This is a genomic window from Pseudoalteromonas sp. NSLLW218, from assembly GCF_015864775.1.
Lineage (GTDB): Bacteria > Pseudomonadota > Gammaproteobacteria > Enterobacterales > Alteromonadaceae > Pseudoalteromonas.
The window spans coordinates 105,313-122,638 of the sequence record NZ_JADYWO010000004.1; the positions used below are offsets into that span (position 1 = coordinate 105,313).

Annotated in this window: 19 protein-coding genes and 2 pseudogenes; 16 read left to right on the forward strand and 5 right to left on the reverse strand. The window is 37.2% G+C overall.

Features of this window, described 5'->3' with window-relative positions:
- The first annotated feature begins 124 nt into the window (after positions 1-124).
- The gene (locus I6E80_RS07330; RefSeq protein WP_197185215.1) at positions 125-1,249 is read left to right on the forward strand and encodes a DUF748 domain-containing protein; all 1,125 of its coding nucleotides are present in this window, start codon (positions 125-127) and stop codon (positions 1,247-1,249) included.
- Positions 1,250-1,336: 87 nt separating this feature from the next.
- Here I6E80_RS07330 and I6E80_RS07335 read toward each other — a convergent pair whose 3' ends face one another.
- On the reverse strand, positions 1,337-2,146 hold the full coding sequence (locus I6E80_RS07335) for an ion transporter (protein ID WP_007583228.1): 810 nt from the start codon (positions 2,144-2,146) through the stop codon (positions 1,337-1,339).
- Between the two features lie 100 nt (positions 2,147-2,246).
- Between I6E80_RS07335 and I6E80_RS07340 the strand changes: the two genes are divergently transcribed.
- The 5 genes from I6E80_RS07340 (at position 2,247) to I6E80_RS07360 (ending at position 4,443) form a co-directional block, all read left to right on the forward strand.
- Complete coding sequence (locus I6E80_RS07340) at positions 2,247-2,459, forward strand: hypothetical protein (RefSeq protein ID WP_007583226.1); 213 nt, start codon at positions 2,247-2,249, stop codon at positions 2,457-2,459.
- 14 nt (positions 2,460-2,473) lie between these two features.
- Positions 2,474-2,755, forward strand: a complete 282-nt coding sequence (locus I6E80_RS07345) for a hypothetical protein (protein WP_076924672.1) — start codon at positions 2,474-2,476, stop codon at positions 2,753-2,755.
- Between the two features lie 68 nt (positions 2,756-2,823).
- On the forward strand, positions 2,824-3,015 hold the full coding sequence (locus I6E80_RS07350; protein WP_197185216.1) for a YwbE family protein: 192 nt from the start codon (positions 2,824-2,826) through the stop codon (positions 3,013-3,015).
- Positions 3,015-3,533 (forward strand): DUF4240 domain-containing protein, encoded by a 519-nt coding sequence (locus tag I6E80_RS07355; RefSeq protein WP_197185217.1) that lies wholly within the window; start codon positions 3,015-3,017, stop codon positions 3,531-3,533. Before I6E80_RS07350 ends, I6E80_RS07355 begins: the two co-directional genes overlap by 1 nt.
- 448 nt (positions 3,534-3,981) lie before the next feature.
- A complete protein-coding gene (locus I6E80_RS07360) occupies positions 3,982-4,443 on the forward strand; it encodes a hypothetical protein (protein WP_010552920.1) in 462 nt (153 codons plus the stop codon).
- A 20-nt stretch (positions 4,444-4,463) separates the two neighbouring features.
- On the opposite strand, the gene I6E80_RS07365 is transcribed toward I6E80_RS07360, so the two are convergent.
- From I6E80_RS07365 to I6E80_RS07375, 3 genes are all read right to left on the reverse strand, one after another.
- A complete protein-coding gene (locus I6E80_RS07365) occupies positions 4,464-5,723 on the reverse strand; it encodes a Y-family DNA polymerase (protein WP_197185218.1) in 1,260 nt (419 codons plus the stop codon).
- On the reverse strand, positions 5,711-6,124 hold the full coding sequence (locus I6E80_RS07370; protein ID WP_076924667.1) for a S24 family peptidase: 414 nt from the start codon (positions 6,122-6,124) through the stop codon (positions 5,711-5,713). The genes I6E80_RS07365 and I6E80_RS07370 overlap by 13 nt, the downstream gene beginning before the upstream one ends.
- Before the next feature lie 81 nt (positions 6,125-6,205).
- A complete protein-coding gene (locus tag I6E80_RS07375; protein ID WP_076924666.1) occupies positions 6,206-6,625 on the reverse strand; it encodes a MarR family winged helix-turn-helix transcriptional regulator in 420 nt (139 codons plus the stop codon).
- A gap of 123 nt (positions 6,626-6,748) precedes the next feature.
- Here I6E80_RS07375 and I6E80_RS07380 point away from each other — a divergent pair, with 123 nt between their 5' ends.
- The 3 genes from I6E80_RS07380 (at position 6,749) to I6E80_RS07390 (ending at position 9,930) form a co-directional block, all read left to right on the forward strand.
- Entirely contained in the window at positions 6,749-7,492 is a 744-nt protein-coding gene (locus I6E80_RS07380) for a siderophore-interacting protein (protein ID WP_197185219.1), read from the forward strand.
- 141 nt (positions 7,493-7,633) lie between these two features.
- Positions 7,634-8,623: an LLM class flavin-dependent oxidoreductase gene (locus I6E80_RS07385; protein ID WP_010552915.1), complete on the forward strand. Its 990-nt coding sequence runs from the start codon at positions 7,634-7,636 to the stop codon at positions 8,621-8,623.
- 293 nt (positions 8,624-8,916) lie between these two features.
- A complete protein-coding gene (locus I6E80_RS07390; RefSeq protein ID WP_197185220.1) occupies positions 8,917-9,930 on the forward strand; it encodes a patatin family protein in 1,014 nt (337 codons plus the stop codon).
- A 229-nt stretch (positions 9,931-10,159) separates the two neighbouring features.
- Here I6E80_RS07390 and I6E80_RS07395 read toward each other — a convergent pair whose 3' ends face one another.
- Positions 10,160-10,591, reverse strand: coding sequence for an Lrp/AsnC family transcriptional regulator (locus tag I6E80_RS07395; RefSeq protein WP_004334897.1), 432 nt, complete (start codon positions 10,589-10,591; stop codon positions 10,160-10,162).
- Positions 10,592-10,762: 171 nt separating this feature from the next.
- Between I6E80_RS07395 and I6E80_RS07400 the strand changes: the two genes are divergently transcribed.
- The 7 genes and pseudogenes from I6E80_RS07400 to I6E80_RS07425 all read left to right on the forward strand — a co-directional run bounded on the left by I6E80_RS07400 (position 10,763) and on the right by I6E80_RS07425 (position 17,282).
- On the forward strand, positions 10,763-11,836 hold the full coding sequence (locus tag I6E80_RS07400) for an ornithine cyclodeaminase (protein WP_024597587.1): 1,074 nt from the start codon (positions 10,763-10,765) through the stop codon (positions 11,834-11,836).
- Positions 11,833-12,744, forward strand: coding sequence for a citrulline utilization hydrolase CtlX (gene ctlX / locus I6E80_RS07405; RefSeq protein ID WP_197185221.1), 912 nt, complete (start codon positions 11,833-11,835; stop codon positions 12,742-12,744). The genes I6E80_RS07400 and ctlX overlap by 4 nt, the downstream gene beginning before the upstream one ends.
- Before the next feature lie 126 nt (positions 12,745-12,870).
- A complete protein-coding gene (locus I6E80_RS07410) occupies positions 12,871-14,277 on the forward strand; it encodes a sodium:alanine symporter family protein (RefSeq protein ID WP_076924661.1) in 1,407 nt (468 codons plus the stop codon).
- A 127-nt stretch (positions 14,278-14,404) separates the two neighbouring features.
- On the forward strand, positions 14,405-15,424 hold the full coding sequence (locus tag I6E80_RS07415) for a patatin-like phospholipase family protein (protein ID WP_197185222.1): 1,020 nt from the start codon (positions 14,405-14,407) through the stop codon (positions 15,422-15,424).
- A 27-nt stretch (positions 15,425-15,451) separates the two neighbouring features.
- Positions 15,452-15,783 (forward strand): annotated as a pseudogene (locus I6E80_RS07420) (alanine:cation symporter family protein); the annotation flags it as partial.
- A gap of 66 nt (positions 15,784-15,849) precedes the next feature.
- Positions 15,850-15,955 (forward strand): annotated as a pseudogene (locus tag I6E80_RS20425) (patatin-like phospholipase family protein); the annotation flags it as partial.
- Positions 15,956-16,040: 85 nt separating this feature from the next.
- Entirely contained in the window at positions 16,041-17,282 is a 1,242-nt protein-coding gene (locus tag I6E80_RS07425) for a hypothetical protein (RefSeq protein WP_197185223.1), read from the forward strand.
- Positions 17,283-17,326: the final 44 nt, after the last annotated feature.

Sequence of the window (17,326 nt, forward strand, 5' to 3'; positions counted from 1 at the left end):
ATGTTGTGTGGCTATCTTCATAAGTGCTTTATAAAAATAAATATTAAACATACGCAGCCCTTTATATAGAAAAATTTAATCCTGAAAGGTCAAAAGGCCCTCGTTTTTAGTAAAGGAAATTACAATGCATTTTTCATCCAAAATATTTCACGACAAATACCTTAAAGGTGTAATAGCGCTGATTGTGTTACTTATATTAACGCGAATAGCCGCGCCTTATGTAGTTCAGCACTACGTAAATTATCAGCTAAAACACACACAAGGTGTTACTGGGCATGTTGGTGACGTAGATTTGTTTTTATATCGCGGTGCTTACGCGATTGACGACGTTGAAATTTACGCTGTTGATGCAACTTCAGCTCCTAAGCCTTTACTGAGTATTCAAACTCTCGATTTTTCACTTGCGTGGTCAGCCCTTTTAAAAGGGAATTTAGTAACAAATATGGCGTTTGCGCGTCCTAAAATAGTTATTTACGATAAAGACCCCAATGCTTCTGAGCAAAATAAACAAGTAAAAGACGAAACTACTTGGGTAGGTCTCGCCAATAATTTAGTACTGTTTTCTATTGATACCTTAACAATTGAGCAAGGCAAGTTAACTTTAGTTAACTCAACGAATAGTGGTGAAAAACCAACTTTTATATCAAATATCAACGCTCGAATTGAAAATATAACCAACGCGCAAAACCTATCAAAAACACTAGTGACTACTCTAAGCGTAGAAGGTGCATTAATGGGGGAGGCCGCATTAAAGTTTGATGGCAAATTAGATCCCTTTAGCAAACAAGCCAATTTTGATTTTAACGCAGAGGTACAGCGTTTCTCTGTTAAAAACCTCGATACTGTATTTAAGGTATACACGCCTTTTGATATTGAAGCGGGTGGCATTGATGGCGCTATGGAACTTGTGGCTAAAGACAATAACTTAAATGGTTATGTAAAAGCGGGCGTTCAAAACTTGAGTGTGTTCTCGTGGCGCGAAGATATAGAAAAAGATGACGATGGAATATTTACGGCCATATTTGAAGGCAGTGTTGATTTACTGGGCTCTATACTCGAAAACGATGAGTCTAAACTTGTTGCTGCACGTATTCCTATAGAGGGGCAATTAGATAATACGGATGTTTCGACTTTTCAAGCTGTGATTTCGGTATTAGAAAACGCATTTTTTGATGCGTTTAAAATGAAAGTGGATAACGTTATTTCTTTTGAAGATACGGATGAAAAACCTGATAATGAGGAAAATTAAAGCTCTTTGGTAATTCTATTTCAATTAGATCTTTGAATTGCACCCACTTTTTAAACTTTAAGTGGGTGCTTTAGTACTCTTCTCAGATTAGTTTTTGCGGTTACTCAATAGTTCTTTAAGCTCAGCAATTTGGGATTGTAGTTCGTTTACTTGCCCTTGCGTTGCAGGTAAAGAGCTGTCGTCTGCGAGCTCTTCTCGCGCTTTGCGGTGCTCCTCACTCATTACCTCTAAAATGGCACCTACCATCATATTTAAAAATACAAATGCGGTTAAAAATATAAACGTAAGGTAATAAATCCAGCTTAGTTCGTAGACCGCCATTGTTTCATACATTATGTCGGTCCAATCTTCAAATGTTGCCACCCTAAACAGAGTAAGCATGGAGATTGAAACATCTTGCCAAAGTACGGGGTTTATTTCAGCAAACATCATGCTGCCCATCGCAGCGTATATATAAAAAATAACAAACATTAATAGGGCTATATAACCCATTTGTGGAATGGCTTTAAGCAATGAATTAACTAATAAGCGCAGCTCTGGGATCATCGATACCAATCGCAGTACTCTAAATATGCGAAGTAGACGAGCAATTAACATAGTAGAGCCAGCAGCAGGATATAAACTGCCCAATACTATGATGGTGTCGAATATGTTCCATCCTTTAGAAAAAAAGTGTTTTATGCCTTTACTTGCAATAAAGCGGATTACTAGCTCAATTAAAAAGAATGCGGTAATGCCAACGTCCATCCAATTTAGAGCAAGCTCTACAGTAGGATGTAGTGAGTAAGTGTGCGCACCTACTGTCAGGGCAGAAACAATAATTACAGCTATAACAAATGATTGAAATATCTTGCTTTTGTCTATACGCTGAAACAACTTTTGTAACTGCGACATCATAGAAATAGATCCTTTGGAAATTAAGATTTTATGGCGCTAATATACAATAATATTGTAATAATTTAACGCTTTTTCGATATAGAAAGTGTAAGGAAATTTAATGTTTATCAATAAACTAAAAAGTAGCGCATTACTTATTGTTGGATTATGTGTTTTAGCAGGTTGTAGCTCTGATGCGCGTTTTCATGAAGTTCAATCGGCGCGCCTTGATGAGTGTAACTATAAAGCTGACAAAGAATATTACGAATGCTTAGATAAACAAGATTCTAACTACGAAGAATTTAAAAAACAGCAACAAGCAGAAACTAAATAAGTAACCTTTATATTATGACTAAAACTCAAAAGCAGCGCGATAAGCACATTAGACTAGCACTTACTAATGCATGCGAAGCAATAAAAGAAAGCGTAATTGGTTTTGATTATCTAACGCATACCATTGATTTAAATAATGAGGCCAATACGTTAAAAGTACAATGCTATTTTAATGATGATATAGCCCTTGAAAGTGCAAAACCGCAACTTAACGAATTAACAAATATAATACTCAAAGAGCTTACTAGTATTAAGTTGAACGCAAAACCAGCACAGATTTCATTTTCCGCCAATTAACAGAGCTTTTGTTGGTTTGATAGCACATGGACGTTATAATTAGATAAATTATTTTTAGGGTTTAAATTATGGCTGTTCCTACGCGTTCGCAAATTTCACCAGGTACCACAGTAAATATTGTATTAAAAGAAGATCAACGCAGCTGCACATTAACTGAGGGTGTTGTTGAGCGTCTTTTAACAAAATCACCCAATCACCCACACGGCATTAAAGTACGTTTAGAAGATGGTCAAGTTGGCCGAGTAAAAGAGATTTTATAATGGCAGCGTTAACAGAACAGGCTTTTTGGGAATTAGTAACAACGCCTGATTTAGGGCTCGATCCGCAAAGTGTGAGCGATAACCTAAAAACTAAACTTAATGATTTAAGCGATCAACACCTTATTGATTTTGATAAGCATTTTGGCATACATATGCGCAAGTGTTTTACCTGGGATTTGTTTGGTGCCGCTTTTGTAATGGCGGGATGTAACGACGATTACGGTTTTAGCGAATTTAGATGTTGGTTAATTTCTCGTGGTAAAACAGTATTCGAAAACGCCTTAGAAAATGCTGATTCGATAGCGCAGTGTACACCTATTTATTACTTAAACGAGCAGCCTTATCCGTATATTGATGAGTATGATTTAATAGCCGGTTTATTATTTGAAGAACGCAGCGAAGACGAATTACCGTTTATCCCATCTGGCAGTGATGAACCTAAAGGTAAACGTTTTAAAGACAAACCTAAGTTTTTAAAACAAAGCTACCCTTTATTATTTGCAAAGTACTGGCAATAAAATAAATACTAATTTGTATAACGAGTTAAACAATTTAATGAGTCTAATTTACCCTTACAATTAAGCGCATTGGTATAAATCGTTTTGTTGTTTAAGTACGTATTAAATAAAGTGCTTAACAACAAAATGGTTTGTAATGAGTATCTAGGGCATGTTTACCTTTGGTGGTTTAATTTGTTCAATCTAAGAAGGATTTAATCGCGGCGCGACATTTGTAAACTAGTGGGCTCGACAACTGCTCCTGCGTTATTCTAATGGCTTACATCCATTTAAGAATAAGTAAAAACCGAGCAAAGCTTCCGCGTCCTACTCACGGGCTGGCTCCTGTAATACGACTTCTCTCCTTTTATAGTAAATCTCTGTTATAGTTGCTAAAAGTTATAAAAGCTAAGTGATTAGGCATTTTGCTATTATTTAACACGCTGACTCACGAGGATATACCCACGAAATGAAATATTTAACACTCGCTTTATTAACTGTCGCTTTTACAAGTGCAAATGCTTTTTCTGAGCCGAGCAATAAAACACGATTTATACCGTTTTTAAAGTCAAAATTGGGTGCATACGAAGTTGTGTCGACCAATTCAGGGCTATGCGTTAATAGCGATTTGAGTTTAACAGACGAAAGTGATTTAAGTGCAGGTTTTAAACTGGGAGAGCAAATTGTATTTGGATCGCTCCACAATGGTACTCGCACTATTAAAAAACCAAACTTTTGTTTTATAACCAGTACGCTTAAATACAAAAGTGATGGCCTTGAAAACGGTTTAAGAATGAGCCGTTGTGAAAACCCTGCAAACGAAAAAACAATCAGTCAAAGTATCAAATTTTTAGCTGATAACACACTAAAATACACGTTAAGCGAACCTAGTGTAGAGTGCACATTTAAAAAAGCAGACGAGAGCAAATAAAGCATCTACTAAGTAGTAAATCACTCGCAGTATATTTTAGGAATATCGCGCCAACGTGTAGTGTACTGCGGCGATAAAAAGTCACGGTTCATGTGCCATCGGTCATTTAATTTACTGCTTGCAAGGCTGAGCATCCCTTTCCCGTATCGATTGTTTATTGTATCTAGGCATTGCATAAGCTTTGGATTATCAGGGCTTTTATTAAACAAGTCACTTTGCTGAAACTGTTCTGATATTAGCTCTACAGCACCCACACCACACTTATAAAATCGGATCCCCGGTTTATAAATCTCATTAAATACCTCAGATACAGCATTAGCCATTACACAGGTGTCGTTAGTGGGTGAGGGGAACTTATACACAAACGACTTTTTATAATATCTGTTTTCGTGCGCGCCACTGGCTGCAAAAATATAAAGCTGGTGAGTGAGAGAGCGTTGCGCTCTTAGTTTATTAGCCACTGTAGTTACATGGTTAATTAACGCCGTTTTAAGGGCTGTTGGCTCGCATATGCGCTCTCCAAAACTACGGGTCGAATAAATCTCCCGCTTGTCTTGTCGTACATCATCCCAGTTTAAACATGTTATTCCGTTAAGCTCGCTTACTGTACGTTCAACCACCACACTAAATGCACGGCGCATTGCTCTAGGGTTTTGCTGAGCAAGATCCCAGGCGGTGTGTATATTCATTATTTTAAGCTTTTTAGCTAGCCGCCGACCTATTCCCCAGACATCTTCGCAGCTCATTCTTTGTAAAATAGCTTGGCGACTTTGCTCGTTATTTATTACAGCTACACCATTAAAACCACTGAGCTTTTTAGCTGCATGGTTAGCGGCTTTTGCTAAAGTAGGAGTCGGGCCAAAACCTACACCTACAGGAAGCTTTGTTTCGCGCCATACTGTTCGCCTTATTGTATGGCCGTATTCGTGCCAGTCTTTAATTAATGATGTGTAGCCATTAAAGTGCAAAAACGATTCATCAATACTGTATATGTATTGTGTATCGCAAAAGCGGCCAATGGTATTCATCATTTTGTCGCTTAAATCAGCATAAAGCTCGTAATTGCTAGAGCGAATAACAACGTTGTTCTGCTCAAGTAAATGCTTAACTTTAAAGTACGGGCCAAATTTAGGAATATTTAAGCGCCGAGCAATAGGGCAAATAGCGCATACACAGCCATCGTTATTGGTAAGTACAACCACAGGTTTGGAGCGAATAGCAGGGTCGAATACTTTTTCGGCACTGGCATAAAATGACACAGCATCAACTAAGGCATACATTTTAGTAACTCTGGGCTTTGCCTGTGCATTCTTATTGATAGCGTTACTACGCCTTCGAGCTGAAACTCGTCTGCAGAGGTTAGTTGTACAGGCTTATGTAAAGAAGAAGCAGAAAGCAGCCGTCCATTGGTTTTATCAAGTAGTTTGCATACAAAAAGACCATTTAAGTTAGCAACAATAACGTCACCATTTTCTGCAGGCTCTGCACGGTCGATAACTAATAAGTCACCTTCAAAAATTCCGACTTCTTGCATAGAGTTACCCGATGCAATACCAATAAATGTAGCATCTGGATGCTTTATTAAAAGCTCATCAAGGGTTACACCTAGCTCGGTGTACTGCGCTGCGGGGGATTCAAAACCACACACGCCTGCTTCTATATAAATGGGAATAACAAACATAACACAACCTAAAACGCATATACTGTATAAGTGTACAGTATATGCGTTTTATGTAAGTTATGCCAAGAAATGTATGGCTGATCAATTCATGTTTTTGATCATTTGTTGCGCGGTATCTAAAAAGTCTTTGATTTGTTGAGGGTTTAAGTTTTTACACATTTGATTATTTATTTTTTGCTCTGAGGCTAATAACTTATCAAAAAGAACTTTACCTTGTTCTGTAAGCGACAAAATAAAACAGCGCTTATCGTGCTCACTTGCCTGCTTATCAATAAGGTTTAAGGCAATAAGATCTTTAATTAGCCTCGCTATTTGCGCTTTGTCGCGCTGCGTTTTAGTAACAATATCGTTAGCCGTACAGTTATTTACGTTTGCGATAATATGTATGCAGCGTACGTGCATAGCATTAATACCAAGTTCGCCTGCGTTAATTGCTTCGCGAATTGTTACGCGGTAATTTTGCATTAATTCAAACAACGTATTTGATAAGGGCGTATTCATAAGATTCTCAATATGGTTGACAAAGTCAATCAGTTTGCTATAGTTGATTTTATCAACCAATGGGGCGTTGTGCAATGCCTGCTTTTTATAGCAGTCAATTATTAATGTAAAACGAGGTAATACATGAGTAAACAAGTTCGTAAAGCCAGCGTATTAAGTACAGAGCAAATCACACCCCACCTACAACGTATTGTAGTAGGCTCTGATGATTTTAAAGACTTAACCTCAGAGTATGTTGGTAACTATGTAAAAGTACTGGTCCCAAAAAATGGTGAAGTAGATTTTAACTTAAAAACAGCCTGTATACGGTCATATACAATAAGGCATGTAGATGCACAAACAGGCGCGCTAACGATTGATTTTGTTATAAATATGCACCAAGGCCCTGCAACTGACTGGGCTAAAATTGCAAAAGTAGGCGACGAGCTAGGTATTGCAGGCCCTGGCCCTAAAAAGCTAGATAATTATGAGCATTCGCATTATGTATTACTAGGTGATTTAACATCGGTAAATGCAATAAAAGGGTATGCGCAGCAATTACCTTTAACTTCAAAAATTGATGCTTTTGTACATGCGCCCACTGAGCAAGATATTATTGATTTAGAAACAAATCGCGATATAAACTGGGTAATTACCGATAGTGCCGATACAGCAATGCTAAGCGCACTCAAAAGTTTGCACATTACATCAGAGCCGCCCATTATATTTATGGCATTGGAAGCTGGGCTTGTTCGCAAAGCAAAAGCATTGTTAACAGAGCAACTTAATATACCGCGCGGTAATATTATTTCCTCTGGTTATTGGAAAAAAGGCGTAGACTCAGAAGGCTATAAAAAGCAGCGTCAACGTGATGCACAGCTTGCCTGAATACCTTAGAGCAAAATAACATATACCTATTTTGCTCTAATACCTCTGCGTAACTTGAATTGACCTAATAGCAGACCCATTTAAGTGTTTTATGCTAATGATGAAACCCATTATTAGCATGCATTTTTAGGAGCTGCTATTTTGTTAAATTCCATTCCTTTTTCGTTATTAGAACTTGCCCCCATGATCAAAGGGGACAGCGTTACTAACACTCTTCATAAAAGTACTAAATACGCACAGCGAGCAGATGAACTTGGCTTTAATCGCTTTTGGCTTGCTGAGCATCATAATATGCCAGGTATTATTTGTGCAGCTACTTCAATTTTGGTTGGCCACATTGCAGGTAATACTAAAAAGATACGTGTAGGCTCAGGCGGAATAATGTTACCAAACCACTCCCCATTAGTTGTTGCTGAACAATTTGGTACATTAGAGAGCTTATATCCTGGGCGAATAGATTTAGGGCTAGGGCGAGCGCCAGGCAGCGACCAAGTAACGAGTCGTGCGCTAAATAACGATATGAGCCGCGCAGAAAACTTCCCGGGTGAAGTAACTGAGCTGCAAACATTGTTAGGTCCTTACAACGGTACGCATCCTATACGTGCTATACCGGGTGAAAACACAAACGTTCCTATTTGGTTATTAGGCTCGAGTTTATTTAGCGCGCAGCTAGCGGCGCAAAAAGGACTACCGTATGTATTTGCAGGGCATTTTGCACCGCGCTTTGTGCACGATGCAATAGCGCTGTATAAGCGCGAATTTAAAGCATCAAGTGTACTTGATAAGCCTTACGTAATGCTTGCACTACCTTTAGTGGCAGCAGACACCGACGATGAAGCGCAATACCTGTCGACTACTTCTAAGCAACGTGTGCTCGAACTCATACGCGGTAACGAGCTGTGGCTAAAACCACCTGTTGAAAGCATGGACGGGTTGTGGAGTGAACAAGAACGCGCTCATGTAGAGAACTTTTTAAGTCTAAGCGTAGTAGGCGGGCATGTAAGTATTAAACACAAGTTAGAGATGATAGCGAAACAGCTAGAAGTTGATGAGTTTATATTTACCAATGATGTATTTGATAGTGAAAAACGCCACCGTGCACTCGAAATTTTAATGGAAATAAAGCACTAACTAGCCAATTAGCGAGTTAGTTAAGCAAGCGTACACACTGGGCTTGTTAACATACAGACATCATCAAAAGTTAAACTTTTTTAACTCATTTTATTAACTTTAAGTGATGTCTGTATTTGTTATTTAAATATTCAAAGTAAAATTGATTTCTATTTTCAATATCTATTTTTGCTTTGCATAGCGTTCTGTTTTTTCAATCGAACTGATTTAAATAATCCATTTTAAGATATTACTTTTATTTTTTATAATGTAGGTATTAAACCAAACGTCATTAAATTAAAGGTAGGTACACCGTGAGCTCTCTAAACACCGCAACAGCTAATTCAGTTAATCAAACAGCGCAGCCAAAAGTTGCACTGATTGCTGAAGGTGGCGGACAGCGAGGGATATTTACAGCCGGTGTACTGGATGCGTGGTTAGAGCAAAGCTACGACCCATTTGATTTATTTATTGGCACTTCTGCAGGTTCGCAAAACCTAACTAGCTACTTAGCTCGTCAAAAAGGCTATGCTAAACGCCTAATTAGAGGGCTTTCGCGTAACAAGCGTTTTTTTCAGCTTGGTCGTGGGTTAATGGGTAAGCACATAGTTGACCTAGATTGGTACTTTGACAAAACGACTGAAGTAAAAAGAGCCATAGATTTTAAAACGGCAAAAACCAGTTTAGGTGAGCGTGAACTGCTTATTACAGCAACAAATGCACGAGACAGAAAGCCGTATTATTTATCACCAACAGGTGAAGATAATCAATGGCGTGATCTTTTAAAGGCGTCAAGCGCACTGCCATTTTTGTACAAACAAGGCGTAAAATTGACACCTTGGTTAGATGCAAAAGCAGCGAACGAAGCTCACTTGGTCGAAGAGAAAACACAAGCTGATTTTTATCTCGATGGCGGCTTAGCAGCACCATTGCCTGTACGTGAAGCTTACAACCGAGGTGCACGTAAAATTGTGGTAATAAGAACGGTTGACGCTAACTTTCAAGCGCAATCTGCATGGGTACAAAAGCTAAGAACATTTGCTATAGCATCGGGTTATTGTCCAAAAACATTAGACTACTTAATACAGCACGAGAAGGCTTATTTAGATGAGCTTGAGTTTATTGCAAATCCACCAGATGATGTAGAAATAATCCAAATTTTTGCAAACGAAAAACTGCATAGCAAATTATTAGGTAGTTCTGATAACGATTTACGCTTTGATCATAAATTAGGCTTGGCTGCAGGTCGATCTTATTTAGCACAGCAAAGCCAATTCGAGATCAGCAACACGCATAACTATACGCAAAGCGAATATAGTTACAATTAAACCAAATTCTTATACCTAGATTGCAAATAGTACTGCAACTTAAAATTGCAGTACTATTCTTCATTTAAATGACACCCACCTAAATTTGTATGTTTATTAACCCCTAGATTCTGGCGCTTCAATTCTTTAAAACTATAAATGGGTGTCATTCTAAATTTTTAAATTAGCTAAAATTATTGTGAACACTTAAATAATATAAATGGATGTCATTTTAAACCTAAAAATAAACCTAAGTTGATGAGAGTAATATGCTCGTTTCACTATTTAAAATACCGTCTATTTCTCTTACTTGCCTAAGTACTCCATCAAACTCACTTAAATTCGCGGCCTGTATCTCTGCTACCAAATCCCAAGCACCATTGGTAGTGTGCAATTTTGTAAGTTCGGGTATACCACGCATAGTTTTAATAACTTGAGAAGTTGATTTACCAATCACTTCCACCATCATAATTGCACGAACGGCTTCGGTTTCTATGTGTTCATGCACTCTTATAGTAAACCCCAAAATAGCGCCTGAACTCACTAATCGATCTAATCTATTTTGCACTGTCCCGCGTGACACATTTAAAGAACTTGCTAAAGCAGAGATAGAGGCGCGACCGTCTTTTCGTAATTCAGCAATTAAAGCGTTATCAAGGGAATCGTAAATATAAGGAGTCATAAATTAAACCTTTTAGAGCATAGCCTACTAAAATACACAATTTGTATATACCTGCATAGCTAAGTGATAAAAATTAATAAAATTTGTATAACTAATTGCCATATTAAATAGCATGCGGCCTCGCTAAACTTGTTTTAAATTAACTAATACATTTATTTAAGAGGTTTCAATATGAGTCATTTTATAGCACAGCCAAAACAAGGCGTTCCGTTCGTTAGCGTTCAGGCAATGGCTAAGCTTATAAATAGCTTAGGTATCGAAAACGTTTTGTTAGAGCTAACACATAAATTAGAAACCGACTTTGCTCGTTGGAAAGAGTTTGATAAATCACCTCGTTATGCAGCACACTCACCAGAGGGTGTAATAGAGCTAATGCCTGTGAGTGATGGCCAGATGTTCAGCTGTAAATATGTAAACGGTCACCCAAAAAACACCTTTCGAGAACTTCAAACAGTCGCTGCATTTGGTATTTTAGCCGATGTAGATAGTGGTTATCCGGTAATGATCAGCGAAATGTGCCTACTAACAGCGCTACGTACAGCGGCTACATCGGCGCTGGTGGCTAAGTATTTAGCACCAAAAAACTCAACAACACTTACATTAATTGGTAATGGGGCACAGTCTGAGTTTCAGGCACTGGCATTTAAAGCTGTATTGGGCATAACCCATATTCGTTTATACGATATAGATGCAAACGCGTCTAAAAAAGCATTTACTAATTTAAGTGCTTATGGGTTAAACGTAACTATTTGTAATAGCGCACAGGAAGCTGTGCAAGGTGCGCACGTTATTACAACCTGCACCGCCGATAAAACCAATGCTACAATTTTAACAAACGACATGATCCCACAAGGTGTGCACATTAATGCCATAGGTGGCGATTGCCCAGGTAAAACAGAGTTAGATGCTAAATTACTCGAGCGCGCTAATGTATTTGTAGAGTACGAGCCACAAACTCGAATAGAGGGCGAAATACAACAAATGAGTGAAAGCTTCGTTGTAACTGAGTTTCATAAAGTCGTTAATAAGCAATCACTTGGCCGTACTAGCCAAGACGAATTAACTATTTTTGATGGTGTAGGCTTTGCGAGCGAAGACTTTACAGCGCTTGTATTTATACGCGATCAACTTATTAAAAGCGGTGAATTTACATTGCTCGATTTAATTACACAGCAAGCCGATCCGCGCAACTTGTTTTCGGTACTTAATACAGAGCAAACATCAGCACAAGAGCACGTAGCATGAGCCACATAAATCAAGCTCCGAGTGCGGTTGTTATGGTACGTCCGCATCACTTTACGTCTAACCCACAAACAATGCTCGACAATGCATTTCAAAGTGAATGCTTAGCACCAAATCAAAGTGAACAAGCATATAGCGAAGTCACAAATGCAGTAAAATTATTAAAAAATGAAGGGGTAAAAGTTCACCTTTTTGAAGATGAGCAAACACAGACTCCCGACTCTGTGTTTCCAAATAATTGGTTTTCTACTCATCAAAGTGGGGAATTAATAATCTACCCAATGTTTGTAGAAAACAGAAGGTTAGAATATCGAAAAGATATTATTGATTTTTTAACGGATCACTATAAAGTGACGGTTGTGACTGATTATGCGCATTTAGCGAAAGAAAATTCATTCCTAGAAGGCACAGGCTCACTGGTTCTCGATCATCAATATAAACTGGCTTATGCAGCAAAATCTAAAAGAACAACTCAATCGGTTGTTAATACAGTTTGTAATTTGCTCGCATTAAAACCCGTTATATTTAATGCATATGATGAAAAAGGTACAGCGGTATATCACACTAATGTATTAATGTGCGTTGCAACTGAGTTTGTAATGGTTGGCTTAAACATGGTGCCAAGTGAGGAGCGTAAAGCGCTAGTTACTCATTTTTTACAAAGCCACCACGAAGTAATTGATTTATCACTCGATCAAATTAATCAATTTTGTGGTAACGCCATAGAGTTACAAGGTGACAATGGCCGTATTTTAGCGTTATCGCAAACAGCATTTAATGCGCTCACAACAGCACAAATAGCAGCCATACAAAAAACGGCTAAGCTTGTACCGTTACCGATTCCTACCATTGAGTCGGCTGGTGGATCAGTTAGATGCATGATTGCAGGAGTTCATTTGCAAAACAAATAATGTATAGTTTTAAGGCAGCAAAAAGTATGGCTGCCTTATTAGTACAAAATTTTAGTCGATGTCGTAAGCAAAAGCCGTTATATCCGCAACAGGATACTAATATAAAAATATAAGAAGGAATTAGCAATGTTCGATACCGTCGTCAAAAGCGTAAACAACCTTTTGTGGGGAGAAGGTCAGGTACTTATTTATATACTCTTGTTTACAGGGATATGGTTTTCAGTACGACTAAAAGCAATTCAAATACTTAAATTTAAACATATGTTTAGCCTTTTAAAAGGCAGTAGCAAATGTAAAAAAGACGACATTTCATCATTCCAAGCATTGTGTACAGGGCTTTGCGCACGAGTAGGCACTGGCAATTTAGCCGGTGTGGCTGTGGCAATTTCACTTGGCGGCAGCGGTGCAATATTTTGGATGTGGGTAATAGCCATATTGGGTATGGCTACAGGCTTTGCTGAAAGCGTACTTGGGCAAGTATATAAAGTGCGAGATAGTGGCGGCGAGTTTAGAGGCGGCCCTGCGTATTATATTCAACAAGGTTTGGGTAGTCGAGCATTCGCAATTGTGTTTGCCGCGTGTTTGTTTTTAGGCTATGGCTTTACGTTTAGTGCAATGCAAACTAACACAATTACCGACGCACTTAATTACGCGTTTGAAGTTCCTACATTTTATTCAGGCCTGGTTATTACCGTGCTAGCCGGCTCAATTATACTCGGTGGCTTTAAAGCAATTGCCCGGTTTGCAGAGCGTGTTGTGCCAATAATGGGCATTGTGTTTGTACTTGCTGCCGTAATTATTACTATTATAAATTTCACGCAAGTACCTGCCATGCTTAAAGATATATTTTTATCGGCGTTTGGTTTACAAGAAGCCGGGGCAGGGGCGATGGGCGCAGCCATTAAAAATGGTATACAACGTGGTTTATATTCTAATGAGGCCGGTGCAGGTAGTGTGCCGCATGCTTCAGCAAGTGCCAGCCCAATTCCTAATCACCCAGTAACGCAAGGTTACATACAAATGCTAGGCGTATTTTTCGATACAATAGTACTGTGTAGCTGTACCGCGGTGATCATTTTATTAGCCGATATAGACATAAGCGGCGAAATGGAAGGCATTCGTTTAACACAAAGCGCCATGACTGCTCACTTAGCACAAGGTGGTGTTTACTTTGTAGCAGCCGCTATTACCTTATTTGCTTTTACATCGGTAGTGGCAAACTACGCCTATGCAGAGAGCAACTTGCACTTATTTAAGCTCGACAACAAAGTAGGGCGCGGTATTTACACTTTGCTTTATTTATCAATGATGTTGTGGGGCGCGTCGGCCACTTTAAAAGAAGTCTGGGATTTAGCCGATATTGCCTTAGGGTTAATGACAGTGGTTAACGTTATCGCTATTATACTGTTAACGCCGACTATTTTGTCTGTTACGAGCGATTACCACGCACAAAGAGACAAAGGTTTAGAGCCCGAATTTAAAGTAAAAGATGTAAAGGTACAGGGCAAATGCGAAGACGGCATTTGGGACTAACTCAAGCACACTTAACTATAAAAAGCGGTTTTATGGCAACATAAAGTCGCTTTTTATTTTGCATAAATATTCACTTTCAGTGTTGTAAAAAACTATAACAACCAAAATAAAAGGCACAATTTTTTAGATGATCGAGATACACGCAGGGAAAACAGCGGCTAAAATTATTAACGAACAGGGCTTTAAACCTGAACTTTTCACCTCTTTTTTAGGTGCAAGTGGCGGCCCTAAATGGTTTACATTATTTGGGTTAGATAAATATATTTTTGGTGAGTTTTTTAAAAACCGTACTCAACCACTTAATTTAATTGGCTCATCTGCCGGGGCTTTTCGCTCTGCGTGTTTTGCACAAAACGATCCCGTTGCTGCCATTGAGCGCTTAGCAAAATCGTATTCGCAAACTAGGTACTCAAGTAATAAACCAACACCAAGTGAAATAACAATAAAAGCGCGCGCATTACTTGAAGATGTTTTTGGCGATAACGGAGTAACCGAAATTATAAATAACCCAATATTTAAAGCGCACTTTATAGTAGCAAAATCGAATGGCTTTATTGCCAGCGAAAATAAATTAATACAACTACTGGGTTTATCAAAAAGTTATATGCTAAACCGCGTTAACCGAAAATTATTAGGCTCGCAGTATGAGCGTTTTATATTTGGCCCAGCAACAAGTGACTTATCAATTACCGATACCTACAATTTTAAAACGCAAAACATAGCGTTTACTCAAAATAATTTAAAAGACGCGTTACTTGCATCGGGTTCAATACCACTTGTTATGCAGGGCATAAAGAATATTGCAGGCTCGCCGCAAGGTATATATCGCGATGGCGGAATAATTGACTACCACTTTGATTTAAAAATTAATAACCCAGGCTTAATTTTATATCCGCATTTTAATAGCGAGCCAAAAGCAGGGTGGTTCGATAAAAATTTAAAACGTAAAGTATCACCACTTAATTACGACAACGTAGTAATGATCAGCCCATCAAAAGAATTTGTAGCAAGTTTACCTTACGGAAAAATCCCAGATAGAAATGACTTTACCGATCTTGATGCAGATACACGCATTAAATATTGGAATACTGTTTTTAGTGAAACTGAGAAATTAGCCGAAGCATTTGATAGAAACCTAACAAACTAGAAAATAATTAGTTGATGTTTTATTAATTTCAACAATAAAGTGGCAAATTATGCTTATGCAGAGAGTAACTTGTATTTGTTTAAATTCGATAACAAACTCGGGCGCGGTATCTATACGATTTTATACATATCAATGATGATATGGGGCCTATTGGCCAAGTTAAAAAAGTGTGGGATTTTGCCGATATTGCGTTAGGGTTAATGGCGGTTGTTAATGTTATTACTATCATCATCTTAACGCCAATAATGCTCGCTGTGACTACGGATTATAATAAACAAAGAGCACAAAACGTAGAGCCCAAATTTAATGTAAACAAGGTTAATGTTCAGGGTAAAGCAGAAAAAGGCATTTGGCATTAACTCATTTTTAAAATGTTCAACCCGGAAACTTATGCAGTTTGAACGATAAGTAGATTAAGAGATCAAATGATAGAAATACACGCTGGTGAAACGGCTGCAAAAGATAATAAACGAACAAGGCTTAAAGCCTGAACTTTTTACAATATTTTCAGACGTGATTGGCGGGCCGAAATGAAAACTACAGCGTGCATAAAAATATAGGCTAGTTCGGTAAAAGCTATGTAGAATAGGGAAAATTAACAAGGAGTTAAAGCAAATTGATAACGCAATTAATTAGCGCTTTTATAAGGTTAGAGCCTTTAATAATAAGAAGTAATATTAAAAAATCACAAATAATTAAAGAGGTGATAATTCAAAAATTGCATATCTCTTTAAATACTTATTTCAGTGAAGATACTTATATTGATAATTTACATATTGCAATTGACTCAGTGTGCAAAATACTGGACGAAACTGAAACTGATAAAACAGAAAAATTAAATAAAGCAATTTCTATACTAGAAAATGACACCTCAATAAATGATTTAATAGTAGATTATTATTTAGCTATATCCTACTCATATTCACAAGCAAAAATATTAAAAGCTTATAAATTGGCATCTATAATTGATAAAGAAGAAGGCTTTTACAATAGGGCGTTAAAACATAAACCAGAAGTAAAAAAACTTGAAAAAGTAGATTTTAATAAAAAGATAAAGTTAATAAAGAAAGAGAAAATTAAATTACAAGAAAAAATAAAAAATGATTTTAGAGAGAAAGTAATCAATGAAAAGTTTGCATTAATTGCACCAATTAAGATAAATTCAACTCATATAACTTTATTAATAAGTACATTCTCAACTCTTTTTATAATAAGTGGATACTACTTTAACTACCAAGTTTTAAAGTCGCTTGGAGTAAACAGTGATGATTTTTTCACTGTGCAGGATTACATATCAACAAGTATTAACCTGATTTTATTACCTCTTTCTTATACGTTAATTATGTTCGTTTTAATCGCTTTTCGAGTAGGTGAAAATATATACAAAAATATAGAAAGTGAAAAGCTTGGTCTAAAAAATGAAAAGAGTAATAATGTAAAAATATTCATTACATCAATCATTTTGATTTTATCAAATGTGATCAATGTTATATCAATTTTAAACGGAGGAAATCCGTCAAATATTATATTTTATTTAAATGTTTCAATAGCTGGTATTTTAATTTTGAATATAATCCAGTGGAGATATTTTGAAAACCCACTAACAATATATATGTTTACTATGACGTTTCTTTTCTATTATGTGAATATAAACGTAATGATAGATGATAAAATAGAAGATTATAAATCAGTAGGCTATAAATCAAATTATAAAGTTTCATTTAAAGATAAGAAAATATCTACAAAAAACATTAAGTTCATGAGAGTTAACTCTAATTATGTTTTCATGATAAATAAAAAAAATAATAAGGTAGAGATTTACCCCAAATTATCCATTAGTAAAATTGATATAAATTGAGTAACTAAAAAAAGAACGTAAAAGAACCAATGTCTTAATACTAA